Raw genomic sequence first — 24120 nt, 5'->3', positions numbered from 1 at the left:
AGAGGGGATGTGACAGATAAAGAAAAAGCCGAATGTCACGAACAACATTCGGCTTAACAACCAGAGAGATACGATTTATTGAGGTTGTAAAAAGAGTGAAAGCTCACTCTAAGCTGTTCGCATTCGATATCTGGTTTTTCAATGAGTTATTGATAAAGATATCGATATTTTGCAACCGACATAAGAAAACCCACCAAAAGGTGGGTTTCTAAATAATGGTGCGGAAGGAGAGACTTGAACTCTCACACCTTGCGGCGCCAGAACCTAAATCTGGTGCGTCTACCAATTCCGCCACTTCCGCATACTTAAAGGTAATTCAGCGAACTGAACACACCATTAAGTTAAATGGTGGCAGGGCTACCTGGATTCGAACCAGGGAATGGCGGCATCAAAAGCCGCTGCCTTACCGCTTGGCGATAGCCCTACAGCGTAACTCTTACGAGTACGAATTTCTCGGCGAGGAGAAAATAATAAGTAAAGAGAGAATGGTGCGGAAGGAGAGACTTGAACTCTCACACCTCGCGGCGCCAGAACCTAAATCTGGTGCGTCTACCAATTCCGCCACTTCCGCATTTTATATCACTAGTTGCCTAGCAAATTGTCTCTTACTTATTGTCACATAATCAGCAATTGGTGAGCATGATTATGATCTTTACTTCAATCTCTAATTAAAGAGAAGAAAGAATAATGGTGCGGAAGGAGAGACTTGAACTCTCACACCTTGCGGCGCCAGAACCTAAATCTGGTGCGTCTACCAATTCCGCCACTTCCGCATACTTAAAGGTAATTCAGCGAACTGAACACACCATTAAGTTAAATGGTGGCAGGGCTACCTGGATTCGAACCAGGGAATGGCGGCATCAAAAGCCGCTGCCTTACCGCTTGGCGATAGCCCTACAGCGTAGCTCTTACGAGTACGAATTTCTCGGCGAGGAGAAAATAATAAGTAAAGAGAGAATGGTGCGGAAGGAGAGACTTGAACTCTCACACCTCGCGGCGCCAGAACCTAAATCTGGTGCGTCTACCAATTCCGCCACTTCCGCAAACTCAGCGATGATCATACAACTTATGTTGTTGCTCATCATTAAGTATAAATGATGGCAGGGCTACCTGGATTCGAACCAGGGAATGGCGGCATCAAAAGCCGCTGCCTTACCGCTTGGCGATAGCCCTACAGCGTAGCTCTTACGAGTACGAATTTCTCGGCGAGGAGAAAATAATAAGTAAAGAGAGAATGGTGCGGAAGGAGAGACTTGAACTCTCACACCTTGCGGCGCCAGAACCTAAATCTGGTGCGTCTACCAATTCCGCCACTTCCGCAAACTCAGCGATGATCATACAACTTATGTTGTTGCTCATCATTAAGTATAAATGATGGCAGGGCTACCTGGATTCGAACCAGGGAATGGCGGCATCAAAAGCCGCTGCCTTACCGCTTGGCGATAGCCCTACAGCGTAACTCTTACGAGTACGAATTTGATAAGTTAGTAGAGAATGGTGCGGAAGGAGAGACTTGAACTCTCACACCTTGCGGCGCCAGAACCTAAATCTGGTGCGTCTACCAATTCCGCCACTTCCGCAAACTCAGCGATGATCATACAACTTATGTTGTTGCTCATCATTAAGTATAAATGATGGCAGGGCTACCAGGATTCGAACCAGGGAATGGCGGCATCAAAAGCCGCTGCCTTACCGCTTGGCGATAGCCCTACAGCGTAACTCTTACGAGTACGAATTTGATAAGTTAGTAGAGAATGGTGCGGAAGGAGAGACTTGAACTCTCACACCTCGCGGCGCCAGAACCTAAATCTGGTGCGTCTACCAATTCCGCCACTTCCGCATTTTATATCACTAGTTGCCTAGCAAGTTGTCTCTAACTTATCGTTGCATAACTCATAAGTGATAAAACGAATTATGACTTTGTCTCTCATCAAGACAGAATGGTGCGGAAGGAGAGACTTGAACTCTCACACCTCGCGGCGCCAGAACCTAAATCTGGTGCGTCTACCAATTCCGCCACTTCCGCATTTTATATCACTAGTTGCCTAGCAAGTTGTCTCTAACTTATCGTTGCATAACTCATAATTGGTAAAACGAGTTATGACTTTATCTTTCATAAAGAAAGAATGGTGCGGAAGGAGAGACTTGAACTCTCACACCTTGCGGCGCCAGAACCTAAATCTGGTGCGTCTACCAATTCCGCCACTTCCGCATATATGCATTTCTCGAGGTAAACGAGAAATGGTGGCTACGACGGGATTCGAACCTGTGACCCCATCATTATGAGTGATGTGCTCTAACCAACTGAGCTACGTAGCCAACTTGTTATTTATTAGACTGCTTGGTTTGCAGTATTGATCATGCCGTTACTTCGAAAAGATAACCACACAATAAATGGTGGCAGGGCTACCTGGATTCGAACCAGGGAATGGCGGCATCAAAAGCCGCTGCCTTACCGCTTGGCGATAGCCCTACAGTGTTGCAACGCAACGTACCTTTCACAAGGTCTTTCTTAACGCTGAGTTAAGAATGGTGCGGAAGGAGAGACTTGAACTCTCACACCTTGCGGCGCCAGAACCTAAATCTGGTGCGTCTACCAATTCCGCCACTTCCGCATCAATGCATTTCTCGAGGTAAACGAGAAATGGTGGCTACGACGGGATTCGAACCTGTGACCCCATCATTATGAGTGATGTGCTCTAACCAACTGAGCTACGTAGCCAACTTGTTGTTCCTAATTCGCTGTCAGCATGTTGCTGTCGTCTCGGGAACGGGGCGCATTATGCGTATCTCAGCGAAAAGCGTCAACAGTTTTTTTAAATATCTCGTCAAAATCGTTTTGTTCGATGGATATTTGGACGAAATGCGTGATAGCCACACGAACCGCTGTAATTTTGCCAGCTAAATCCTTGCTTTGTCAGCTTTATCTATAAAGAAGTCTTCAGAACGCAGATAAAAAATAAGCCAGCAATTATGCTGGCTTATCGAAATTCACTGTATTTCAGCTGGTTTTGGCAACCTAGCTTTATACGTTGAAGCGGAAGTGAACTACATCACCATCTTTAACGATGTAATCTTTACCTTCTAGACGCCACTTACCTGCTTCTTTTGCACCGCTTTCACCTTTGAATTCGATGAATGCGTCGTAACCTACAACTTCAGCACGGATGAAACCTTTTTCAAAGTCAGTGTGGATCTTACCCGCAGCTTGTGGAGCTGTTGCGCCAACAGGGATAGTCCATGCACGTACTTCTTTCACGCCAGCGGTGAAGTAAGTTTGCAGGTTAAGTAGTTCGTAGCCCGAGCGGATCACACGGTTTAGACCTGGTTCTTCGATACCCATGTCAGCTAGGAACTCTTCACGGTCAGCATCATCAAGTTCTGCAATTTCAGACTCAATTGCTGCACAAACAGGAACAACAACTGCGTTTTCTTTTGCAGCATGCTCACGAACCATGTCTAGGAATTCGTTATCTTCGAAACCGTCTTCGCTTACGTTAGCGATGTACATGGTTGGTTTAAGTGTTAGGAAGTTTAGGTAGCTGATTGCTGCCGCTTCTTCTTTCGCTAGCTCAACTGAACGTACCATACCACCTTCAGTCAGCGTTGGAAGTAGCTTTTCTAGTACCGCGATTTCAAATTTCGCGTCTTTGTCGCCACCTTTTGCACGCTTAGCTTGACGCTGAATTGCACGCTCACAAGTATCAAGGTCAGCTAGAGCAAGCTCTAGGTTGATAACTTCGATATCGTCTAGTGGGTTGATCTTACCTGCAACGTGAACGATGTTCTCGTTCTCAAAACAACGAACAACGTGACCAATTGCGTCAGTTTCACGGATGTTAGCTAGGAACTTGTTACCTAGACCTTCACCTTTAGATGCACCCGCAACTAGACCTGCGATATCTACGAATTCCATGGTAGTAGGTAGAATACGCTCTGGATTTACGATTTCAGCCAGTGCATCCAGACGTAGATCTGGCACAGGTACGACACCAGTGTTTGGCTCGATAGTACAGAACGGGAAGTTCGCTGCTTCGATACCCGCTTTAGTCAAGGCGTTGAATAGGGTTGACTTACCTACGTTTGGTAGGCCAACGATGCCGCATTTAAAACCCATGGTATTAAACCCTTTTGGTGATTACTCAGTGTTGCAGTTGGTAGTTTGACTACCAGAGCAACGAAAATTACTAATAAACGTAAAGCAGAGGGCAATTACTCTGCTTTGAAAGAATGTAGACGGTTTTGCGCTTTATTGAGACCATCTTTTAGCAAGATGTCCATGCAGCGCACTGCTTCATCCACAGCCGCATCAATACATTCTTGCTCTTTGGCTGGCGCTTTACCTAAAACAAAGCCTGCGACTTTGTTTTTATCGCCTGGGTGACCGATCCCGACACGTAAACGGTAGAAATCTTTGTTGTTGCCCATCTTACTAATAATGTCGCGCAGACCATTATGACCACCGTGTCCGCCACCCTTTTTAAATTTCGCTACACCGGGTGGAAGATCAAGTTCGTCATGCGCCACGAGAATTTCTTCCGGTTTGATTTGGTAGAAATTCGCCAGTGCTGCCACTGATTTACCTGACAGGTTCATAAAAGTAGTTGGGATCAACAAGCGAAGATCGTGACCGTTAGCCATGATCCGACCGGTTAGGCCGAAGTATTTTGATTCTTCTCGTAAGCTGATGTTATGTGCTCGCGCTAATTCTTCGACGACCCATGCGCCGGCATTATGGCGAGTTTTCGCATACTCAGGACCTGGATTTGCCAGACCCACTAAAAGACGAATGTTGTTACTCACGCTTGATTTCTCTCGTCCTAGGCTGAAAACGCGCGCTATGTTATACCAATCTCACGAAAATTGATACGGATCGCGCGGATTGCCGCGAGGCGATTAATGCCCAAAAGCAAAACGCCCCGCATAAGCGAGGCGTTTAATTCTCTCTGCTTAGCTTGTCGATTAGTGCTCGAACATCGCTGAGATTGATTCTTCGTTGCTAATGCGACGAATAGCTTCCGCTAACATGCCTGAAAGTGTCAGCACAGATACGCGACCTGTATCTTTAATTTCCTGCGTTAGTGGAATTGAGTCAGTTACGATAACTTCGTCGATCACTGATTCGCGAATGTTCTGAGGAGCAGAACCTGAGAATACTGGGTGAGTTGCGTAAGCAAATACACGTTTCGCACCACGCTCTTTTAGCGCTTCAGCTGCTTTACATAGCGTACCGCCAGTATCGATCATGTCATCAACGATGATGCAGTCACGGCCTTCAACGTCACCGATCAGGTGCATTACCTGAGAAACGTTAGCGCGTGGACGACGTTTGTCGATGATTGCGATGTCAGTATCGTCTAGTAGCTTAGCAATAGCACGTGCACGTACAACGCCACCGATATCCGGAGAAACAACCACTGGATCTTCCAGTTTCTTCGCTAGGATATCTTCTAGTAGCACTGGGCTACCGAATACGTTGTCTACAGGTACATCGAAGAAGCCTTGGATTTGCTCGGCGTGTAGGTCAACAGTAAGAACGCGGTCAACACCCACGTTAGAAAGGAAATCTGCAACTACTTTAGCAGTAATTGGCACACGAGCAGAACGGACGCGGCGGTCTTGACGAGCATAACCGAAGTAAGGAATTACAGCGGTAATACGACCTGCAGAAGCACGGCGAAGTGCATCGATCATCACCACTAACTCCATTAGGTTGTCGTTAGTTGGTGCACAAGTTGATTGAATAATGAATACGTCGCTACCACGAACATTTTCATTAATCTGAACACATACTTCACCATCAGAAAAACGGTTAACTGTCGCATCTCCAAGAGAGATGTATAGACGGTCAGCAATGCGTTGGGCTAGTTCTGGTGTAGCGTTACCAGCAAACAGCTTCATATCAGGCACGGTGGAAACCTCAGGGTTGCGTCCAAGTTGTAGTTACTGATCTTCCGAAGAATGAGTGCTCAAGGCTGTCAATAAGGGAGATGTGTTGACACCTTTTGCGACAAATCCGTGGAACCAGTCAGGTAATTTTTTCAGTGTTGCAATGGCGTCGCGTTGAGTGCTAAATTCAGAAAACACACATGCGCCAGTGCCGGTCAATCTTGACGGCGCATATTCTAACAGCCACGAAAGCGCCTTATCAACCTCAGGGTGCAGTCTTCTGACGATTTTTTCGCAATCGTTTTCGTAACACCCTGATAACAGGGTCTCCAACGGACGTTTTTCCGTATCACGCGTAAGCTCTGGATGGGTGAAAATATCGACAGTAGCGATGCTAACTTCTGGTTTTACCACTAAATACCATTTTTCCTCAGGAGTGGCGGGTTGGAGCTTTTCACCCACGCCTTCAGCAAAAGCACTCACCCCACGAACGAACACTGGTACATCCGCTCCTAACGCCAAACCAATGTCGGCTAATTGGTCGGTGCTGAGTTGGGTTTGCCACAGGTAATTTAGTGCAACCAGTGTCGTAGCTGCGTCCGATGAACCACCGCCTAATCCGCCACCCATTGGTAAAATTTTGTCCAAATGAATGTCAGCGCCTGCTGAAATACCAGCGGCTTTGCGAAGTGCATCCGCGGCGCGGTAGATTAAATTATCTTCTAATGCCACACCTTCAATAGCTGGAGTGATAGAAATGGCATCACTGTTATTGGCGGTGATGGTTAAGGTGTCACAGCGATCAATAAACTGAAATAAAGTTTGTAAATCGTGGTAGCCGTTGTCACGGCGGCCTGTGATGTAAAGAAAGAGGTTTAGCTTTGCTGGTGCTGGCCATTGCGTCGTTTTAGTAATGATCGGACGGGTCATAACTTACTTTGTTGTCCAAGAGTGAATGATCAGGGTAATGCGTTGTTGGTCTTGGCTAAGAATCATCTTCTTAGGCAAGGCTGGGTAATGGCTATGGTCGTAGCTCTGGTATTCCATTTCCCATGTTTGGTTACCTATCGTCTTTGCAAGGTAACTCACGGTATTTTGCTCGTTAAGCTGAAAGGTGTCGGCGGCAGTGGGTAAGCCGATCAGCCAATCGCGCATTTGTTCGATTGGGAGCGCAATGCCAGTTAAGCCTTTGACTAGGCTCGCGGCATCTTTACTGCTATGGCGTTTGCCTTGGTTATCGATCAAAGTGGCACCTTGCGCAGAAGCTTCTAACTTTAACAAGGTACTTCCCAAGAAGTTGGTCAGTAAGAGTTGGTCTTTTTCTGGGGTGGTTTGCCACAGTAAGTTAGCTCCAAAGCGTAGTTCCGGGCTTTTATATCCCAGCTTGCCTTTGGCTTGATATTGCTTGAGTTGATTGAGCGAATATTGGTGGGTTTGCCAGTCGGTTTGAGTTACAGGCGCTTGTTGCGCACAGCCTGCAAGTAATGCCACCAAAAAAGAGGCGCTAAGAAGGCGTTGGCTACGCAGTCGTGAGCCAAAAACAGAGAGATTCATCATTGAGTTCTCAAACAGAGGTTTGAGCAAACAATAGCGATAATTGATGGATAAGCCAAATAAAAACCGCGGTGGCGTAGAATTTTATCCCTTTGATGAGTACAGGATATTGGTAGCAGGAAAGGGCGATAGAGTGGTGGAATACTGGACAATATCGGCTATCAAAGGCAACAAATGTGCATCGATTGATGAATGAATCGGTCTGTTACCTTTTATTACGGAGGGGCATCAAGTAAAATCCCGCCCTAGATCTTTTCATTCGGCGAAGTTGGTACACCGTCTCCATGACCTTGCTTGCATTAGGCATCAATCACAATACAGCGACTGTCGACCTACGTGAAAAAGTGGCTTTTTCACCAGAGAAACTGACAGCAGCGCTACATGAGCTTGGCGATCACCCAGAAGTGACGAGTGGAGTTATCATCTCAACTTGTAACCGGACCGAGCTCTACTGCGATGTGACTCAGGCTGGACCTGGGATCCTGATTGATTGGTTGAGCCAATTCCATCAGCTATCGGCTGATGAGATCATGCCAAGTCTGTATTTCCACGAAGAACAAGCGGCCGTGCGTCATTTGATGCGCGTGGCGTGTGGTCTTGACTCACTGGTACTTGGTGAGCCGCAGATTTTGGGCCAAGTTAAACAGTCTTACTCTGACGCTGCAGAGCACCAAGCGGTGCATGGCATGTTAGAAAAGCTGTTCCATAAAACGTTCACGGTTGCGAAACGTGTGCGTACTGAAACCGATATCGGCGGTAACGCGGTGTCGGTGGCGTTTGCTGCCTGTACTTTGGCAAAACAGATCTTTGAATCTATGTCAGAGGCAACCGTGCTTTTAGTGGGTGCGGGTGAAACCATCGAGTTGGTAGCGCGTCACTTGGTTGAGCAAGGATGTAATAACCTGATTGTTGCTAACCGTACTAAAGAGCGTGCGGAAGGCTTATCGAAAGAGTTCGGTGCCGAAGTGATTGGCTTGCCGGATATTCCCGATCATCTCCACCGTGCTGACATTGTGATTAGCTCAACGGCGAGCCCGTTGCCAATCATAGGTAAAGGTATGGTGGAAAAGGCGATAAAAACGCGTCGTCACCAGCCAATGCTATTGGTTGATATTGCGGTCCCACGCGATATCGAAGCTGAAGTGGGTGATATCAACGATGTGTATCTTTACACCGTTGATGATTTGCAAACTATCGTTAATCGTAACCGTGAACAACGCAAAGTGGCTGCAATTCAAGCCGAAGCCATTGTGAGCGAAGAAAGTGCTGCTTTCATGAGTTGGCTACGCTCGCTTGAAGCGGTTGATAGTATTCGCCAGTACCGTTGCCATGCCGATGAGATCAAACATGATTTGGTGAATCGTAGTTTACAGCTATTGGCAAACGGGACCTCTCCAGAAAAAGTCTTGGTTGAGCTAAGTAATAAGCTGACCAATAAATTGATCCACGCACCAACACGTGCCATGCAGCAGGCGGCGCATCAAGGGGAGCCAGAGAAACTGGCGGTGATCCGTGAAAGTTTAGGTTTGGACTCGCTGAAAACAAACCACAGTCAAAAGTAGCGCCAATAGCTGTCTCATCTTTATTGGTATGCGTCTTATTTCGAGGCGGTAAGTAGCTCAAGATCCAAGTGGGATTGCTTATCGCTATAAACAGAACATTGATTTGTAGTGAATTATGAAACCGTCCATTTTAATTAAATTAGAAACCTTGGTTGAGCGTTACGAAGAAGTCCAGCACCTGTTGGGCGATCCTGATGTGATTGGCGATCAGAACAAGTTCCGTGCGCTATCGCGTGAATACTCTCAGCTAGAAGAAATCACTAAGTGTTTCCAAGCTTACCAGCAAGCCAAAGAAGATCTGGAAGCGGCGGAAGAAATGGCGAAAGAAGACGATCCTGAAATGCGTGAAATGGCGCAAGAGGAAGTAAAAGAAGCCAAAGCTAACATCGAGCGCTTAGAAGACGAACTACAGGTGCTACTACTGCCTAAAGATCCAAACGATGAGCGTAACTGTTTCGTTGAGATCCGTGCCGGTGCTGGTGGTGATGAAGCGGGTATCTTTGCGGGTGACCTATTCCGTATGTACAGTAAATACGCAGAAAGCCGCGGCTGGCGTATCGAAGTCATGAGCGCTAACGACTCTGAACATGGCGGTTATAAAGAAATGATCGCGAAAGTGAATGGTGAGGGTGCTTACGGTATCTTGAAGTTTGAGTCAGGCGGTCACCGTGTACAACGTGTTCCTGCGACTGAATCGCAAGGCCGTGTTCATACATCAGCTTGTACTGTCGCTGTTATGCCTGAGATCCCAGAAGCGGATCTGCCAGAAATTAAAGCCGCAGACCTGAAAATCGATACTTTCCGTGCATCGGGCGCGGGTGGTCAGCACGTTAACACCACGGATTCTGCAATCCGTATTACGCACTTGCCAACAGGTACAGTGGTTGAGTGTCAAGACGAGCGTTCTCAGCACAAAAACAAAGCAAAAGCGATGGCTGTTCTTGCTGCTCGTATTGTTCAAGCAGAAGAAGAGCGCCGTCATGAAGCGGAAGCGAGCACTCGTCGTAACCTACTAGGTTCGGGTGACCGTTCAGACCGTATCCGTACATACAACTACCCACAGGGTCGTGTATCTGATCACCGTATCAACCTGACTATCTACCGTCTGAACGAAGTAATGGAAGGTGATATGGACGGTCTGATCCAGCCTGTACTGCAAGAGCACCAAGCGGATCAGCTAGCGGCGATGGCAGAGCAACAATAATGACCTTGTCGATTGACGCCCTGTTAAAGCAGACCACGGCGCAATTTACCGACGCGGGCTCTGATAGCCCGCATATCGACGCTGCCGTGCTGCTGTGTCATGTGCTGGATAAACCACGTAGTTATTTACTGACGTGGCCGGAAAAAACGCTGACCGCAGAACAACAAACGCAATTTGATGCTGTTGTGGCGCGTCGTATTGACGGTGAGCCAGTGGCGTACATTGTCGGTGAGCGTGAATTTTGGTCGCTGCCGTTAAAAGTGGCACCACATACTTTGATCCCGCGTCCAGATACTGAGCGTTTGGTTGAGTTAGCATTGGATAAAATACCGACACAAGCTTGTAAGGTATTAGATCTTGGGACTGGCACTGGTGCGATTGCGTTAGCGTTAGCTTCCGAGCGCCCTGATGCGCAGGTAACAGGCATCGATCTTCGTCCTGAAACTGCGCAACTAGCAACGGAAAACGGCCAACGTTTGGCTATTACCAATGCGCGTTTTATGGCCGGTAGCTGGTACAGCCCACTGGGTGCAGATGATAAGTTTGCGGTGATTGCCAGTAACCCTCCTTATATTGATGATGCCGATCCGCATTTGTCACAAGGCGATGTGCGTTTTGAGCCAAAAACCGCTTTGGTGGCACCAGAAAACGGTTTGGCTGATATTCGTATTATCAGTGAGCAAGGGCGTTTACACCTTGAGCAAGGCGGCTGGCTGCTAATGGAGCACGGCTTTGAGCAAGGCGCACCCGTGCGTCAAATTTTACAAGAACTGGGGTATACCCGAGTCTCAACAGCGCAGGATTACGCCGGGTTAGACCGTGTAACTCTGGGTTGTTGGCAAGGATAGAAAAGCGTTATGGAATACTATTTTCAACTGAAACATATTCACTTTTTGTTTATTGCGCTAAGTGTGCTGCTGTTTACAGTACGTTACTGCCTGATGATGGCAAACTCAGCGTTACTCGAAAAGAAATTCCTCAAGGTGGCACCACACGCTGTTGATACTTTCATGTTGCTATCAGGTGTGGCGTTAATTTTTGTCACTGGTTTTATGCCATTTACCGAAGCGGGTAGTTGGCTAACGCAAAAACTGAGTTGCGTGCTGGCGTATTATGCGTTGGCATTTTTCACCTTGAAATACGGTCGCAATAAAGTATTTAAATCGTTCGCATTTTTTGGCGCGCTAGGCTGGATTGTTGCCGCAGCCAATATTGCAGTAACGAAAACATCGTTCCTGGGGTGAGTTAAGTGAACTTTAGTCATGAAGAATTGGAGCAAATGCCACTGGTTGAAGGGGCATTAGCCATGACGGCGTTAACGGATCCGGCATTTCCGCGCGGGTGGGTGCAAATCCAGCTCGAGCGTATGGCCAAAGAAGCCGAGCATGCCTTGATGGATGAAGTGAATCCGCATGTGCGTCTCGATGGCTTGATCCGTCTGTTCTACCGAGAGTGGGGCTTTCAAGGCGATCAACAGCAGTACTTTTCATCAGATAATATCTACCTTGATAAAGTATTGGATCGCAAGCGTGGTATTCCTGTCAGTCTTGGGGCGATTTTTCTTTATTTGGCTAACCACCTTGAACTTCCAGTATCCAGTGTGGGCTTCCCGACTCAGTTTATTCTTAAGGTGGACTGGTACGATGGTGAAGAAGTGCAATACATCAACCCCTTTGACGGTGAGTTTCTGAGTGAACGTACCTTGGTAGGCTGGCTGAAAGGGGCAAAAGGTCCTTTTGCCCAGCTATCGACTAAGGATCTGGCTGTCGCGACCAATAGCGACATTTTAAAGCGTTGGTTAACGGTAATGAAAAGTGCTCTATTGCGTGAAGAGCAGTACACCGATGCGCTACGTTGTAGCGATGTCGCTTTACAGTTTCAGCCCGACGACCCGCATGAAATCCGCGATCGTGGTTACATTTACCAGAAACTCGACTGTAGCCATGTTGCTGCCTCTGACTACAGTTACTTTATAGAACAATGCCCTGAAGACCCTGCAGCTGAGTTACTCAAGTTGCAAGTAGCAGCCCTCAATGAAGAGCCGCTGACCCTTCACTAAAATAGAGAAAAGATGATGGAACAGAAAGTAGTTCGTATTGGTGATATCGAAGTTGCAAACGACAAGCCGTTTGTATTGTTTGGTGGTATGAACGTATTGGAATCACGCGATCTAGCGATGGCGATCTGTGAAAAGTACGTTGAAGTAACCGACAAGCTAGGCATCCCGTATGTCTTTAAAGCGTCTTTTGATAAGGCGAACCGTTCATCTGTTCACTCATACCGTGGTCCTGGTATGGAAGAAGGTTTAAAGATCTTCCAAGAGCTGAAAGATACTTTCGGTGTGAAAATCATTACGGATATCCACGAACAATACCAAGCACAGCCAGTGGCTGACGTGGTAGATGTGATCCAGCTTCCTGCTTTCTTGGCGCGTCAAACTGACCTTGTTGAGACAATGGCGAAAACGGGCGCAGTGATCAACGTGAAGAAACCTCAGTTTATGAGCCCAGGTCAAGTGGGTAACATTACTGAGAAGTTTGCTGAGTGTGGTAACGAAAACATCATTCTTTGTGAGCGTGGTGTACTACATGGTTACGATAATCTAGTGGTTGATATGCTTGGTTTTGATGTAATGAAGAAAGCATCGAAAGGTAGCCCAATCATCTTTGACGTAACGCACGCACTACAATGCCGTGATCCACAAGGCGCTGCTTCAGGCGGTCGTCGTGAGCAAACTGTTGACCTTGCTCGCTCAGGTATTGCGACAGGTATCGGTGGTCTATTCATGGAAGCGCATCCAACGCCAGATCAAGCGCGTTGTGATGGTCCTTCAGCGTTCCCACTAGATAAACTTGAGCCGTTCCTAAGCCAAATCAAACAACTAGATGATTTGATCAAAGGTTTTGAGCCAATCGACATTAAATAAGTTGTTTATAGCTAAAGGCGATTGATAAGCCTTTTAGATATATCTGCGAATAAAAAGCCCCAGTAAACTTAGTTTGCTGGGGCTTCTTGTTGATATCCGTTTTTCGATATCCCAAGGATATATCTGTAGCAAGTTATTGCTTTGCGGTCAGTATATAGACCAATAATAAAAAAATGCAAAATTAAAAAATTTAGTGAATTGCACTGACTGATGGCGTTGTTGCCAGATAATTAAATTATTCATCGCTTTTATCGTGGCTTTTGTAACTATATATTTCACCTTTTCAGAGCGTGATCTTTGCCGTTCCCTTTGTGAGAATTTAATGCTAAGCCGATATACTCCTGCCAGATGTAAATTTGGTAGAAGCAGGTAGAGACGTGTCAATCACTCAAGATATACCTTTAAGCAATGAAGGCGAGACGCTGTCTTCATGGAACAAACACGATACGCGCTGGATGTTAAGCCTGTTTGGAACAGCCGTGGGCGCGGGAATTTTATTTTTACCAATCAATATCGGTGCTGGTGGTTTTTGGCCATTAGTGGTGATGGCGTTGCTTGCCGGACCGATGACATTTATTGCTCACCGTGGCTTGGCGCGCTTTGTGCTGTCATCAGCCAATGACAAAGCAGATTTCACTGATGTGGTGGAAGAGCATTTTGGTCGTAGCGCGGGTGTGCTGATCTCAGTGCTGTACTTCTTATCAATTTTCCCAATTTTATTGATTTACGGTGTAGGTCTAACCAACACGGTAGATAGCTTTATGGTGAATCAACTGGGCATGGTGCCTCCACCTCGGATCCTATTGTCGGGTATCTTGGTGATTGGCATGGTCGCGATTATGTTGGCGGGCGAGAAGGTTATGCTGAAAACCTTCGAGGTGATCGTATACCCTCTGGCTGCGATCTTGTTTGGCTTGTCGTTATACCTGATGCCGCACTGGCAATTACCGCAATGGGATGTGGTACCTGAGTTCGGTGAGTTATCACTAACACTATGGCTAGCGGTTCCTGTTACTGTGTTTGCGTTTAGCCACGCAGCAGCTATTTCGAGCTTTGCGCAAGCGCAGCGTCGTCATTACGGCCAACAAGCAAGTGGTAAGAGCGAGCGTATTTTAAAGCGCACTTCTATCATGTTGATTAGCTTTGTGCTGCTGTTCGTGTTTTCTTGTGTACTCAGCTTATCACCGGAGCAACTTGCTGAGGCGAAAGCGCAAAACGTATCAGTCTTGTCGTACTTGGCGAATATTCACGATAACCCGTTTATTGTGCTGCTTGGTCCTTTTATTGCCTTTATTGCGATTACCTCATCGTTCCTTGGTCACTTCTTAGGGGCGCGTGAAAGCTTTAACGGTTTGGTGAGTAAGCACACTAAGCTATCGGAAAAAAGCACCGACAAACTTGGTATCGTGCTGATGATCATCTGTATTTGGTTTGCAGCGGTAATGAATCCAAGCATTTTGGGAATGATGGAAGCGCTATCTGGCCCTGTGATTGCGATGATCCTGTTTGTGATGCCTGTGATTGCGATTTACAAGGTTCCTGCGATGAAGCAATACCGTGGCAAAGTGAGTAACTACTTTGTGCTGGTGGTGGGTTTGTTGGCGGTATCAGCCATTCTATTTAACTTCTAACGCCAGAGCGGTTAGCGAGTGTAAAAAAGGGTGTTGCCATGATGGCAACACCCTTTTTGTTTAAGTGAAAAGCTTTGTGCTTATAGCTTAAACTGACTAATTTCTTGCTGTAGCTGATGCGATAGCTGAGACAGTTCCGCTGCTTGTTTTGCAGCTTCACCGGCTTCTAGTGCTAGCTCAGTTGAAACGTCACGAATACCTTGGGTATTGCGAGTGATCTCTTCGGTCACCGAAGATTGCTCTTCCGCTGCTGAAGCGATTTGCGTCGCCATGTCGTTGATATTGGTGATCGCATTGTTAATTTGCGTCAGGCTGCTAGAAGCGGCATTGGCATCTTCCACACTGGTATCAGCAAGGTGACGGCTGTCGCCCATGATACTTACTGCACGACCTGTGGTGTGCTGTAAGTTCTCAATCATTTGCTGAATTTCTTGCGTTGATGCATGCGTACGCTGGCTTAGAACACGGACTTCATCGGCAACTACGGCAAAACCACGACCTTGCTCACCAGCACGCGCTGCCTCGATGGCTGCGTTCAGTGCGAGTAGGTTGGTTTGTTCTGCGATGTTTTGGATCGTTGATAGAATCGTGTTGATGCTTTGCGCATGGGTATTGAGATCGCCAATCACACCAGTCGCAGTCTCAACTTCTTGCGCTAGGCTTGAAATCGAAGTCTGGCTCTGTGCCACCTGAGTTGAGCCGTGCTCGGCTACTTCAACGGTTTCACCAGCAGTGCGTGCTGTATTATCGGCATTACCAGCGATTTCTTGGGTTGCTGCAGCCATTTCATTGATAGCCGTTGCAACCATATTGATTTCATCTTGCTGATGCTGAATACGGGTACTGCGCTCTTCTGCTTGAGAAGCGGTAAGGTGGGCTTGTTGGCTTAAGTTATCTGATACTTTGCTCAGATTACTCACTAAGCCATGCATGTTGCCAACAAAGCGGTTGAAGTTATGGGCAAGCATACCCACTTCGTCATCGCTGCGTGGTTCTAGGCGCTGAGTTAAATCACCTTCGCCCGATGCAATTTCTGCTAGTGCATCAGAGACACGTAGTAGATCGCGGAATAAGAAGCTCACCAGCCATGCAACTATACCCACCACAAGAATGGTGATCACAATAGAGGTTAGGAAGAGCTGTGTCATGAGGTCGCGCATACCTGCTTCTTCAGTATCGCGATCCATTTCAATACCCAAAATCCACTCTGTACCAGGGATCTGAGCAAAGTAAACCAGCTTGTCTTTACCTTTGATGGTCACATCTTCAATCGTTTTGCCACGGATCATGTCATCAATCGAACTGATTGAAAACGCGCTACTGTAGCGGTTGATTGGCTGAAGGATCAGAGACTCATCAGGGTGAGCCAAGAAGGTACCGTCTTGTTTATTGATCAACATTGCGTAGGCATTTTTACCTGCGTCTAAGTTGATCACATCCGCGATCAGTTGATCGATCAGTACATCAGCACCAACAACACCTTGTAGTTGACCATTGTTACGAACAGGTTCGGCAATGGTAACTAGTAGCGCGTTAGTGATGGCATCTCGATAGGCGGAAGTAATAATTTGTTTGCCAGCATTTTGCGCTTCCTGATACCACGGACGGGTACGAGGATCGTAGTCAGCTCGGTTACGTTCAGGGTGTGAACGGAACATTTCGCCTTTTGGGGTTCCGAAGAAAATATCATCGAATCCACCAGCAAAACGGGCTTGTTGTAGGTAAGGAACTAGATCGGCTTGGTCGGTAAAACGGTTAAATGCGCTGGCGATATCGCTACGAATTTCAATCCAGTCACTGATGCCATCAGTTGCTGAAGTTGAAAGACTTTGTACGCGAGAGTACACACCGTTGCGAAGTTGGTTATCTAGCTGATTTGCTGCTAGCCAAGTCAATACTGTTGCCATAACAACAACGGCTGACAGGCTGGCACCAATGAGCTTTTGTTTTAATGTTAGTTTCATAATTTACTTCAATGTAAAGATTAGGAACCGAAGGGAGCTAAAGATTCTATAAACATATTTTTTAATATGCACGGTTATTTAAACTTTTTATTAATATTTTCCATTATAAAAATCAAACGTTGTTTTTAATGACGCATAAACGTTTAAAGCCGTCAAAATATAATCTTATTTGGTATTAAAGCAGTAAGATAGGAAGTGTAATTGGCTGAGAAGTATTCTGCTTTGTGAATGCCTATGTATAAGCATTATAGGTGTGATGCATGGTTATATCTATTAAATATCCAGATAGGTAGACACGGTGTTAATAAATAAATCTTTTGCAACATTATAAAAGGGCTACCTGTCGTAGCCCTTTATATAAGCAATTTGTCTCTTATTTATAAAATAAGACTTATAATTTAAAGCGGTTAATTTCTTGCTGTAATTGATGCGATAGCTGAGACAGTTCAGCGGCTTGTTGTGCTGCTTCTCCTGCTTCTTGAGCAAGTTCATCAGACACATCACGAATACCTTGGGTATTACGAGTAATTTCTTCGGTTACTGATGATTGTTCTTCTGCCGCCGAAGCGATTTGGGTCGCCATATCACTAATATTCGTTACTGCGTTGTTGATTTGCGCCAAGCTAGCAGAAGCGGCATTGGCATCGTCAACCGAGGTTTCAGCTAAGTGGCGGCTGTTTTCCATAATGCCAACTGCGCGACCTGTGGTTTGCTGTAAGGTCTCGATCATTTGCTGAATTTCTTGGGTCGAAGCGTGAGTGCGCTGGCTAAGTACGCGAACTTCATCGGCAACCACGGCAAAACCACGACCTTGTTCGCCAGCACGAGCCGCTTCAATCGCTGCATTCAGGGCTAGCAGGTTTGTTTGCTCAGCAATGCCTTGAATGGTGGAAAGAATGGTATTGATGCTTTGGGCGTGAGTATTAAGCTCACCGATAACACCTGTTGCCGTTTCTACTTCACCGGCAAGGCTAGAAATCGAGTGTTGGCTTTGGGTTACTTGTTGCGCACCATGATCGGCTGCGCTCACGGTTTCTGCTGAGGTTTGGGCGGTGTTGTCAGCGTTACCAGCAATTTCTTGTGTTGCAGCGGCCATTTCATTGATGGCAGTCGCCACCATATTAATTTCATCTTGTTGATGTTGAATACGGTTGCTGCGCTCTTCAGCTTGTTCTGCTGTGGTGTTAGCTTGGATGTTTAGTGAGTCAGAGACTTCGCGTAGACGCATCACCATTTGGTGCATGTTGCCAACAAAGCGGTTGAAGTTCAGTGCCAGTTGACCAATTTCATCATTACTATGTGGCTCAAGACGTTGGGTAAGATCGCCTTCGCCGGATGCGATGTCTTCGAGTGCTCCCGCTATTTTGACGAGATCTTTAAATAAGAAATTAATAATTAGCGAGGTTGCGACAACGGCAATGATAGTTCCGAGGACACTCGCTAAGATTAAATTTTTAAGTAATTGATTATGGCTTGCTTCTTCGGTCGCACGATCCATTTGAACTGCGAAAATCCAATTACTGTTGTCTATTTCACCAAAATAAATCAGCTTTTCTTGACCTCTATCTTCATAAATTTGAATGCTGTGTTCATTCATTGCACTGTGAATTTGATTAATGGTTAATTCAGGTGCAAGTTTGGTGAGTGACTGTAAAACCAATTGCGTGTTTGTATAAGCTAAAATACGTCCTTCATTGGTTAAAAGCATTGCGTTGGAGTTAGTACCTACGTCATAGCTGGTGATGGTGTTTTGTAGTGCGCTTAACGCAACATCCGCACCAAGTACCCCTATCACTTGGCCATTTTGTATTACGGGCGCAGAAAAGGTCAGCATGGTTTGGTTGTTGTTGGTTCCTTTATAAGGTTCAGAGGTCACTACCTTTTGGCTGCTTAATGCTTCTTTAAACCAAGAGCGTGTTGTGGCATTAAATCCAGCCAACGGGGTGGTGTTGCCTGATAGATATAGATTGCCTGTCATATCTGCGAAGAAAATATCGCTAAAGCCGCCAATTTCTTTGGCGTTAAGCATGACTGTTTGGAGGTTGTTGGTATCAATAGATTTGGCTGTCGATTGAATAATTAATTCTTGGTTCGCCAACCAGTTATTAATCGCGTTCGTTGCCACATTGGTTACACTTGTAGCCCGAGAGTAGATACCGCTACGGCTCTGAGAAAAAAGTTCACCAGCTGCTAGCCAGGTTAATGTGCTGGTAATGATGACAATCGTAGCGAGAACACTTGCCAGTATCTTTTGTTTCATGGTGATGGACATAAAAGCTGCTCTATTTGTTCTTATTGGATGATTTATGTGGGATGCCGTATTGTATATCCATCAAGGATACTATTCATTAAATTTATTAATAATCAAATTGAATATGTGCGGTAAGTATTTTTAGTGGATTTTGGATGTTTAGACGTCTAGATGTTGACTCAAACATAGTGACCAATTAGTCTAAGCCAAATTCTAAAATAAGATGTCTGTAGTCATCATGTCGAACACAACACAAACCAAACACTCAGACGGTGCCTCACCCGCACCTTCAGCGCTTGCGCTACTCCCATTAGGGATTTTCTTAACACTATTTATTGGCGTTGGTAGCTATTTAACAGCTCAAGGCGTTGATTTCGCTTTCTACCAACTGCCGGCACCTGTAGCAGCGTTACCTGCTGTAGTAGTGGCGATTTTGCTCAGTAAAGAAAAGCTGAATAAAGCGATTGAGCAATTTATCCAAGGGGTTGGTCATGGCGATATTATCGCTATGTGTATGATCTACTTATTAGCGGGCGCTTTTGCTGCTGTAGCAAAAGCAACTGGTGGGGTAGATGCCACGGTTAACCTTGGTTTATCCATGTTGCCATCAAGCCTGATTTTACCGGGCATCTTTGTGATTTCGGCCTTTATTGCTACTGCGATGGGGACCTCGATGGGTACGATCGCAGCCGTTGCACCTGTTGCATTGGGTATTGCTCAAGCAGCAGGTATGGATGTCGCGCTTACCGCTGGTGTGGTGCTTAGTGGTGCGATGTTTGGTGATAACTTATCTATTATCTCTGATACCACCATTGCTTCTACTCGCTCTCAGGGTTGTCACATGCGTGATAAATTCCGTGAGAATATCGGTATTGCCCTACCAGCAGCCATTGCTGCTATTTTAGTTTTCGCGTTTAGCAGCACGGCAACTGACGTACCAGCAACCGGTGATGTTGAGTGGTTAAAAGTGCTGCCTTACATCACGATCCTGGTGCTTGCGGTATCTGGTGTGAACGTATTTGTGGTGCTGAGTTTAGGTATTCTACTTGCTGGCGGTATTGGCTTATTTGCAACTGCGGATTACAGCCTGTCGAACTATGCCAAAGATATCTACGCTGGCTTTGGTAACATGCAAGAGATCTTCTTATTGTCGATGCTGATCGGTGGTATGGGTGAATTGATGCGTCGCCAAGGTGGTCTGGCGTACTTGACGCAACAGATCAGCCGTATTATTTCGGTATTCAGTCGTGGTCATAATAAGGCGCAAAATCTGCGCGCAAGCGAGCTGGGTATTGCAAGCTTAGTAAGTTTGACTAACTGCTGCACCGCAAACAACACAGTAGCGATTATCGTCTCCGGTGGCGTGGCTCGTGAACTGGCGGAAAGTAATGGTGTAACCCCACGTCGCGCTGCAAGTTTACTCGATATCTTTTCGTGTGTGATCCAAGGTGTACTGCCATACGGTGCGCAAGGCTTGTTATTAGGTTCGGTGTTTGGTTTGTCGCCGCTGGAAGTTGTGAGTCACTCTTACTACTGTTTCTTCCTAGCGATTGCTGCGGTTGCGGCTGTGTTTGTGAAGCACGCGGCTCGCGAGCCAGTCAAAGCTTGATCAGATTGATGCGGGTTGTTTAATAAATAGTTTGCATAGATGACGCCAAAATCGTTAAAGCCCTACCTCGGTAGGGCTTTTTTGTGCTTGCTTGCAATAAATCAAACAATTAACTGCATAAGAGGGTGATCAATCCGACAGATTGATGAAATGAATCAGCCATGTATCAGTAATTATTTTAAACTAACGCCGATTTCTACTTCTATGAATTGTCTTGTTAAAGTCAATAATGGGTAGTGGCATAAAGGAATAACAATAACTGATTTAAGGTGATATCCATGAAGCAATTATTTGCTAAGACGGCGTTAAGTGCTGCATTACTTGCTGCGTTAAGCGGCTGTGCTAGCCAAGCTGATGTAACTGCTCCTCAGTGGGAAGCAGATAAAGCATATAAAATTACCATTCTTCATACTAATGATAACCACGGTCGTTTTTGGCATAACAAATACGGTGAATATGGTATGGCGGCACGTAAGACGTTGCTAGACCAAATCCGTGCTGAAGTTGAAGCTGAAGGTGGTACAACGTTGCTTCTGTCTGGTGGTGATATCAACACCGGTGTACCTGAGTCAGATCTGCAAGATGCAGAACCCGATTTCAAAGGCATGAACATGCTTGGTTACGATGCAATGGCATTGGGTAACCACGAGTTTGATAACCCTCTTGAAGTACTACGTAAGCAAGAAGGTTGGGCTGATTTCCCATTCTTGTCTGCCAACATCTACGATAAAGAGACTGGCAAACGTTTATTCCAGCCTTACCAAATCTTTGAGCAGCAAGGCATTAAGATTGCTGTTATCGGTCTAACGACTGAAGATACAGCGAAGATCGGTAACCCTGAATACATCGGCGATGTTGATTTCCGTGATCCAAAAGCGGAAGCGAAAAAATTGATCGCTGAGCTAGAAAAAACAGAAAAACCTGACGTGATCATCGCGGCAACGCACATGGGTCACTACGAAAACGGTAATCGTGGTGTGAACGCACCGGGTGATGTGGCACTAGCACGTTACTTAAATGAAGGCGATCTAGATATGATCGTGGGTGGTCACTCGCAAGAACCTGTGTGCATGGAAGGTCCAAACATGTACAACAAGAACTTCAAGCCGGGTGATGAGTGTAAGCCTGATAACCAAAACGGTACTTGGATTGTTCAAGCACACGAATGGGGTAAATACGTCGGTCGTGCTGACTTTGAATTCAAGAACGGCGAATTGCGCATGGTGAGCTACGACCTTGTGCCTGTTAACTTGAAGAAGAAAGTGAAACTGGCTGACGGTTCGAAGAAACGCGTATTCATTCAAAACGAAATTCCTAAGAATGAAGAAGTGATGACCTTCCTAACGCCTTACCAAGAAAAAGGTCAAGAGCAGTTAAATGTGAAGATCGCTGAATCTAACGGTAAGTTGGAAGGTGATCGTAACGTGGTTCGCTTCAAGCAAACTAACCTAGGTCGTTTAATTGCCGCTTCTCACATGCAACGTGCGAAAGCTGACTTTGCGGTAATGAACTCAGGTGGTGTACGTGACTCTATCGCGGCAGGCGACATTACTTACAAAGACGTACTGACTGTTCAGCCATTCGGTAATATCGTGACTTACACCGACATGACTGGTGCTGAAGTGATGGATTACTTAAACGTTGTTGCAACTAAACCAATCGACTCTGGTGCATACGCGCAGTTCTACGGTATTTCTATGACAGTTGCGAACGGTAAAGTAAGCAACGTGGTACTTAACGGTAAGAAACTTGATCCTAAAGAAACATACCGCTTTACTGTACCAAGCTTCAACGCTGCGGGTGGTGACGGCTATCCTAAGATTTCTGAGCACCCAGGATACGTAAACACTGGTTTCGTAGATGCTGAAGTTCTTAAAGAGTTCCTAGAGAAAAACAGCCCTGTGGATGTGAACAAGTTCGCACCAAAAGGTGAGATCACTTACCTTTAAACCCTGATATTTTTTCGTTAATGAATGGCTCCTATTAAGGAGCCATTTTTTTATTTGATGAAAAGCGTATGATGTTTGGATGCCAGCATCAACCTGGCGTAATACCAATAAAAAGAGAGATATTATTATGACGCCGGCGATTAAATTGGCTAAAAAACAAGGCATTAATTATGACGTGCACCAGTATCAGCACGATCCGGCTAATACAAATTTTGGTTTAGAAGCGGCAGAGGCGTTAGGACAAAACCCAGAGCAAGTGTTCAAAACTTTGTTGTTTAGCCTCAATGGCGACCCGAAGAAATTGGCTGTGGCAGTAGTGCCAGTGGCTGGGATGTTGGATCTAAAAGCAGCGGCAAAAGCGGCTGGCGGTAAGAAAGCGGATATGGCTGATCCTGCTATTGCAGAGAAAACCACGGGTTATATTGTGGGGGGAATTAGCCCGCTGGGGCAAAAGAAACGTTTACCGACCTTCATTGATGCTTCTGCGCAAAGTTATGACACGATTTGTGTTAGCGCGGGACGTCGTGGTCTAGAAATTGAATTAGCACCACAAGACTTGGCGAAGTTAACCCAAGGTAACTTTGCTCCAATTGCTAAAGTGTAAGCGCGAAGACTTAGTTGAGATAGCAATTGCTTGGTGAGAAACGCTAGATGAAAAACATCAACCTAAACCTACTGGTGACGTTACAAGTCTTGCTTGAAGAGTGTCACGTTAGCCGCACAGCGACCAAGTTACATCTGACACAGTCAGCGGTTAGCCGTCAGTTGACGCAATTGCGTGACATCTTTGGTGATCCCTTGTTAGTTCGCGATGGTAATCAGCTACTGAAAACCCCCAAGGCGGAACAGTTAAAGGTGCGGGTTGATGCCATGCTCAGTGATTGCCAAAGTATTCTGCAACTCGATACTTTTGATCCACAGACATGGCACGACAGGGTGGTGTTGTCATCGTCAGATTATGTGGCGCAGTATATTTTGCCCGATGTGGTTGAATCTCTGCGTCATCATGCCCCTCACGTTTCGGTGGAATATCAACTTTGGCAGCAAGACTTTTATCATCAGTTAGGGCAACGGGATATCCAGTTATTCTCTTCGATGTTGCCAAGCCTGCCAGAAGGTATTTGCGGTGAATCGATAGGCGCTGATTATCCGGTATGTGTCATGAGTCAGGCACACCCATTGGCGCAACAAACAGAAATCTCACTTGATGACTTTCTTGCTTATAGCCATATCTCAGTTTCAGGTGGCGGTGATAAAGACAGTTTTATTGATCGTTATTTAGCGTCTCAGGGGCTTGAGCGTGATGTGAAGTTCCGAGTGCCATTCTTTACCGCGGCATTCAATACCTTGTGTCGCAGCGATATGTTGATGGTGGTACCGGAACATATCGCCCATAACATGAAACCGACTTATCCCCTTCATTTTCTGCCATTACCCATACCCGTTGAACAGCATAAATACTGGTTGATGTGGCACCCCAAATATCACAGCGACCTCTCACACCAGTGGCTGCGTCAGCATGTGTTGCGGATTATGCGTGATTCAATGTACTCGATGGATATGAGTTGAAATCATAACCTT

The 24120-nt window shown here is 46.0% G+C and carries 18 protein-coding genes and 18 tRNA genes; 11 read left to right on the top strand and 25 right to left on the bottom strand.

All coding sequences use genetic code 11. The annotated features are described in order from the left end of the window. Positions 1-216: 216 nt before the first annotated feature. The 23 genes from A3K86_RS07560 to lolB all read right to left on the bottom strand — a co-directional run bounded on the left by A3K86_RS07560 (position 217) and on the right by lolB (position 7446). Positions 217-301: transfer RNA gene (locus A3K86_RS07560), tRNA-Leu, on the bottom strand. A gap of 48 nt (positions 302-349) precedes the next feature. After that, positions 350-424: transfer RNA gene (locus A3K86_RS07555), tRNA-Gln, on the bottom strand. A gap of 62 nt (positions 425-486) precedes the next feature. Beyond that, positions 487-571, bottom strand: a tRNA-Leu gene (locus A3K86_RS07550). Positions 572-688: 117 nt separating this feature from the next. Continuing rightward, positions 689-773: transfer RNA gene (locus A3K86_RS07545), tRNA-Leu, on the bottom strand. A 48-nt stretch (positions 774-821) separates the two neighbouring features. Next, a tRNA-Gln gene (locus A3K86_RS07540) sits at positions 822-896 on the bottom strand. A 62-nt stretch (positions 897-958) separates the two neighbouring features. Further along, a tRNA-Leu gene (locus tag A3K86_RS07535) sits at positions 959-1043 on the bottom strand. Positions 1044-1098: 55 nt separating this feature from the next. Continuing rightward, positions 1099-1173, bottom strand: a tRNA-Gln gene (locus A3K86_RS07530). Positions 1174-1235: 62 nt separating this feature from the next. Next, positions 1236-1320 (bottom strand) — tRNA-Leu (locus A3K86_RS07525). Positions 1321-1375: 55 nt separating this feature from the next. After that, positions 1376-1450, bottom strand: a tRNA-Gln gene (locus tag A3K86_RS07520). A 45-nt stretch (positions 1451-1495) separates the two neighbouring features. Further along, a tRNA-Leu gene (locus A3K86_RS07515) sits at positions 1496-1580 on the bottom strand. Between the two features lie 55 nt (positions 1581-1635). Next, positions 1636-1710 (bottom strand) — tRNA-Gln (locus A3K86_RS07510). A gap of 45 nt (positions 1711-1755) precedes the next feature. After that, a tRNA-Leu gene (locus tag A3K86_RS07505) sits at positions 1756-1840 on the bottom strand. A 101-nt stretch (positions 1841-1941) separates the two neighbouring features. Further along, positions 1942-2026 (bottom strand) — tRNA-Leu (locus A3K86_RS07500). A gap of 101 nt (positions 2027-2127) precedes the next feature. Further along, positions 2128-2212: transfer RNA gene (locus A3K86_RS07495), tRNA-Leu, on the bottom strand. Between the two features lie 30 nt (positions 2213-2242). After that, positions 2243-2319 (bottom strand) — tRNA-Met (locus A3K86_RS07490). Between the two features lie 79 nt (positions 2320-2398). Next, positions 2399-2473, bottom strand: a tRNA-Gln gene (locus tag A3K86_RS07485). Between the two features lie 57 nt (positions 2474-2530). Continuing rightward, positions 2531-2615, bottom strand: a tRNA-Leu gene (locus tag A3K86_RS07480). Between the two features lie 30 nt (positions 2616-2645). Then, positions 2646-2722 (bottom strand) — tRNA-Met (locus A3K86_RS07475). Between the two features lie 303 nt (positions 2723-3025). Then, positions 3026-4117, bottom strand: a complete 1092-nt coding sequence (gene ychF, locus A3K86_RS07470; RefSeq protein WP_068329970.1) for a redox-regulated ATPase YchF — start codon at positions 4115-4117, stop codon at positions 3026-3028. Positions 4118-4212: 95 nt separating this feature from the next. Continuing rightward, positions 4213-4803, bottom strand: a complete 591-nt coding sequence (gene pth, locus A3K86_RS07465; RefSeq protein ID WP_068329967.1) for an aminoacyl-tRNA hydrolase — start codon at positions 4801-4803, stop codon at positions 4213-4215. 159 nt (positions 4804-4962) lie between these two features. Then, the gene (locus A3K86_RS07460; protein ID WP_068329964.1) at positions 4963-5910 is read right to left on the bottom strand and encodes a ribose-phosphate pyrophosphokinase; all 948 of its coding nucleotides are present in this window, start codon (positions 5908-5910) and stop codon (positions 4963-4965) included. A 33-nt stretch (positions 5911-5943) separates the two neighbouring features. Beyond that, positions 5944-6807 carry a 4-(cytidine 5'-diphospho)-2-C-methyl-D-erythritol kinase gene (ispE, locus tag A3K86_RS07455; RefSeq protein ID WP_198160414.1) on the bottom strand — a complete coding sequence of 288 codons (864 nt, stop codon included), beginning with the start codon at positions 6805-6807 and terminating at the stop codon, positions 5944-5946. Between the two features lie 15 nt (positions 6808-6822). After that, positions 6823-7446, bottom strand: a complete 624-nt coding sequence (gene lolB / locus A3K86_RS07450) for a lipoprotein insertase outer membrane protein LolB (RefSeq protein ID WP_198160408.1) — start codon at positions 7444-7446, stop codon at positions 6823-6825. Between the two features lie 281 nt (positions 7447-7727). On the opposite strand from lolB, the gene hemA reads away from it, so the two are divergent. The 7 genes from hemA (at position 7728) to A3K86_RS07415 (ending at position 14766) form a co-directional block, all read left to right on the top strand. Continuing rightward, a complete protein-coding gene (hemA, locus tag A3K86_RS07445; protein WP_068329958.1) occupies positions 7728-9005 on the top strand; it encodes a glutamyl-tRNA reductase in 1278 nt (425 codons plus the stop codon). Between the two features lie 115 nt (positions 9006-9120). Further along, on the top strand, positions 9121-10209 hold the full coding sequence (prfA, locus tag A3K86_RS07440) for a peptide chain release factor 1 (RefSeq protein ID WP_068329955.1): 1089 nt from the start codon (positions 9121-9123) through the stop codon (positions 10207-10209). Continuing rightward, the gene (prmC, locus tag A3K86_RS07435; RefSeq protein WP_068329954.1) at positions 10209-11057 is read left to right on the top strand and encodes a peptide chain release factor N(5)-glutamine methyltransferase; all 849 of its coding nucleotides are present in this window, start codon (positions 10209-10211) and stop codon (positions 11055-11057) included. The genes prfA and prmC overlap by 1 nt, the downstream gene beginning before the upstream one ends. A 9-nt stretch (positions 11058-11066) precedes the next feature. Then, on the top strand, positions 11067-11453 hold the full coding sequence (locus tag A3K86_RS07430) for a SirB2 family protein (protein WP_068329951.1): 387 nt from the start codon (positions 11067-11069) through the stop codon (positions 11451-11453). Between the two features lie 35 nt (positions 11454-11488). Then, entirely contained in the window at positions 11489-12268 is a 780-nt protein-coding gene (locus A3K86_RS07425) for a SirB1 family protein (protein ID WP_068329948.1), read from the top strand. A gap of 12 nt (positions 12269-12280) precedes the next feature. Beyond that, positions 12281-13135 carry a 3-deoxy-8-phosphooctulonate synthase gene (kdsA, locus tag A3K86_RS07420; protein WP_198160406.1) on the top strand — a complete coding sequence of 285 codons (855 nt, stop codon included), beginning with the start codon at positions 12281-12283 and terminating at the stop codon, positions 13133-13135. 377 nt (positions 13136-13512) lie between these two features. Beyond that, positions 13513-14766: an aromatic amino acid transport family protein gene (locus A3K86_RS07415; protein ID WP_068329946.1), complete on the top strand. Its 1254-nt coding sequence runs from the start codon at positions 13513-13515 to the stop codon at positions 14764-14766. A gap of 80 nt (positions 14767-14846) precedes the next feature. Here A3K86_RS07415 and A3K86_RS07410 read toward each other — a convergent pair whose 3' ends face one another. Next, positions 14847-16730: a methyl-accepting chemotaxis protein gene (locus A3K86_RS07410; RefSeq protein ID WP_068329943.1), complete on the bottom strand. Its 1884-nt coding sequence runs from the start codon at positions 16728-16730 to the stop codon at positions 14847-14849. A 391-nt stretch (positions 16731-17121) separates the two neighbouring features. Beyond that, on the bottom strand, positions 17122-19002 hold the full coding sequence (locus A3K86_RS07405) for a methyl-accepting chemotaxis protein (RefSeq protein ID WP_068329940.1): 1881 nt from the start codon (positions 19000-19002) through the stop codon (positions 17122-17124). A 217-nt stretch (positions 19003-19219) separates the two neighbouring features. Here A3K86_RS07405 and A3K86_RS07400 point away from each other — a divergent pair, with 217 nt between their 5' ends. The 4 genes from A3K86_RS07400 (at position 19220) to A3K86_RS07385 (ending at position 24108) form a co-directional block, all read left to right on the top strand. Beyond that, positions 19220-20590, top strand: coding sequence for a Na+/H+ antiporter NhaC family protein (locus A3K86_RS07400; protein WP_068329936.1), 1371 nt, complete (start codon positions 19220-19222; stop codon positions 20588-20590). Between the two features lie 278 nt (positions 20591-20868). Beyond that, positions 20869-22539 (top strand): bifunctional UDP-sugar hydrolase/5'-nucleotidase UshA, encoded by a 1671-nt coding sequence (ushA, locus tag A3K86_RS07395; protein ID WP_068329934.1) that lies wholly within the window; start codon positions 20869-20871, stop codon positions 22537-22539. A 127-nt stretch (positions 22540-22666) separates the two neighbouring features. Then, positions 22667-23143: a Cys-tRNA(Pro) deacylase gene (gene ybaK / locus A3K86_RS07390; RefSeq protein ID WP_068330286.1), complete on the top strand. Its 477-nt coding sequence runs from the start codon at positions 22667-22669 to the stop codon at positions 23141-23143. 47 nt (positions 23144-23190) lie between these two features. Next, positions 23191-24108, top strand: a complete 918-nt coding sequence (locus tag A3K86_RS07385; protein ID WP_068329931.1) for a LysR family transcriptional regulator — start codon at positions 23191-23193, stop codon at positions 24106-24108. The last annotated feature ends 12 nt before the right edge of the window (positions 24109-24120 follow it).

The organism is Photobacterium jeanii, assembly GCF_001650345.1.
Lineage (GTDB): Bacteria > Pseudomonadota > Gammaproteobacteria > Enterobacterales > Vibrionaceae > Photobacterium > Photobacterium jeanii.
The sequence above is the reverse complement of the archived record's forward strand: the minus strand, read 5'-3'. Positions and strand labels throughout refer to the sequence as shown.

What these genes read in the sequence shown, in the direction of transcription:
- ychF (WP_068329970.1), bottom strand. Translation starts at nt 4,117, where the DNA reads ATGGGTTTTAAATGCGGCATCGTTGGCCTACCAAACGTAGGTAAGTCA.
- lolB (WP_198160408.1), bottom strand. Translation starts at nt 7,446, where the DNA reads ATGATGAATCTCTCTGTTTTTGGCTCACGACTGCGTAGCCAACGCCTT.
- hemA (WP_068329958.1), top strand. Translation starts at nt 7,728, where the DNA reads ATGACCTTGCTTGCATTAGGCATCAATCACAATACAGCGACTGTCGAC.
- prfA (WP_068329955.1), top strand. Translation starts at nt 9,121, where the DNA reads ATGAAACCGTCCATTTTAATTAAATTAGAAACCTTGGTTGAGCGTTAC.
- prmC (WP_068329954.1), top strand. Translation starts at nt 10,209, where the DNA reads ATGACCTTGTCGATTGACGCCCTGTTAAAGCAGACCACGGCGCAATTT.
- A3K86_RS07430 (WP_068329951.1), top strand. Translation starts at nt 11,067, where the DNA reads ATGGAATACTATTTTCAACTGAAACATATTCACTTTTTGTTTATTGCG.
- A3K86_RS07425 (WP_068329948.1), top strand. Translation starts at nt 11,489, where the DNA reads ATGCCACTGGTTGAAGGGGCATTAGCCATGACGGCGTTAACGGATCCG.
- kdsA (WP_198160406.1), top strand. Translation starts at nt 12,281, where the DNA reads ATGATGGAACAGAAAGTAGTTCGTATTGGTGATATCGAAGTTGCAAAC.
- A3K86_RS07410 (WP_068329943.1), bottom strand. Translation starts at nt 16,730, where the DNA reads ATGAAACTAACATTAAAACAAAAGCTCATTGGTGCCAGCCTGTCAGCC.
- A3K86_RS07405 (WP_068329940.1), bottom strand. Translation starts at nt 19,002, where the DNA reads ATGTCCATCACCATGAAACAAAAGATACTGGCAAGTGTTCTCGCTACG.
- A3K86_RS07400 (WP_068329936.1), top strand. Translation starts at nt 19,220, where the DNA reads ATGTCGAACACAACACAAACCAAACACTCAGACGGTGCCTCACCCGCA.
- ushA (WP_068329934.1), top strand. Translation starts at nt 20,869, where the DNA reads ATGAAGCAATTATTTGCTAAGACGGCGTTAAGTGCTGCATTACTTGCT.
- ybaK (WP_068330286.1), top strand. Translation starts at nt 22,667, where the DNA reads ATGACGCCGGCGATTAAATTGGCTAAAAAACAAGGCATTAATTATGAC.
- A3K86_RS07385 (WP_068329931.1), top strand. Translation starts at nt 23,191, where the DNA reads ATGAAAAACATCAACCTAAACCTACTGGTGACGTTACAAGTCTTGCTT.